Origin of the sequence: Mycobacterium sp. 663a-19, assembly GCF_035616495.1 — a bacterium.
Classification (GTDB): domain Bacteria; phylum Actinomycetota; class Actinomycetes; order Mycobacteriales; family Mycobacteriaceae; genus Mycobacterium.
On sequence record NZ_JAPJAV010000035.1, the window covers coordinates 1 to 953 of the forward strand.

Here is a 953-nt window from a genome sequence, read left to right on the forward strand (position 1 = left end):
TTCACCGTCAACGTCACCCCGGAGCCGACATTCAACGTGCCGCTACCCGGGCCGGTGCTCCCCACCGTCAACGTCCCGCTATTGGCGCTGCCGGTGCCCACCGTCATAGTGCCGCCATCGGTAAGGGTGCCCGAGACAGTCACCGTCCCGGTATCGGTCAGCGTCCCGCCGGCGTTGACGGTCAGACCCCCGTTGACCGCCAGCGTGCCACTGCCCGGACCGGTGCTCCCCACCGTCAACGTCCCACTGTTGGCGCTGGCGGTACCCACCGTCAGCGCACCGTTGTCGGTTAACGTGCCCGAGACGGTCACGCTGCCGGTATCCGTCAGCGTCCCGCCGGCGTTGACGGTCAGCCCACCATTGACCGCCAGCGTGCCACTACCCGGACCGGTGCTACCCACCGTCAACGTGCCACTGTTGGCGGTGCCGGTGCCCACCGTCATAGTGCCGCCATCGGTCAGGGTGCCCGAGACGGTCACCGTCCCGGTATCGGTCAGCGTGCCGCCAGCGTTGACGGTCAAGCTGCCATTGACGGCAAGCGTGCCACTACCGGGTCCGGTGCTCCCCACCGTCAACGTGCCACTGTTGGCGGTGCCGGTGCCGACCGTCATGGTGCCGCCATCGGTCAGGGTGCCCGAGACGGTCACCGTCCCGGTATCGGTCAACGTGCCCCCGGCGTTGACGGTCAGACCCCCGTTGACCGCCAAGGTGCCACTACCGGGTCCGGTGCTCCCCACCGTCAACGTGCCGCTATTCGCGCTGGCGGTGCCCACCGTCACCGTGCCCGAATCCGTCAACGTCCCCGACACACTCACGCTGCCGGTATCCGTCAGCGTGCCACCGGCGTTGACGGTCAGCCCACCATTGACCGCCAAGGTGCCACTACCCGGACCCGTGCTCCCCACCGTCAACGTGCCGCTATTCGCACTGGCGGTGCCCACCGTCACCGTGCC

2 pseudogenes are annotated in these 953 nt (G+C 68.5%); one reads left to right on the forward strand and one right to left on the reverse strand.

Annotation, left to right across the window (positions count from 1 at the left end):
- A pseudogene (locus tag OQ968_RS24725) lies at positions 1 to 521 on the reverse strand (hypothetical protein); the annotation flags it as partial.
- Positions 522 to 540: 19 nt separating this feature from the next.
- Between OQ968_RS24725 and OQ968_RS24730 the strand changes: the two are divergent.
- Positions 541 to 953: pseudogene (locus tag OQ968_RS24730) on the forward strand (hypothetical protein); the annotation flags it as partial.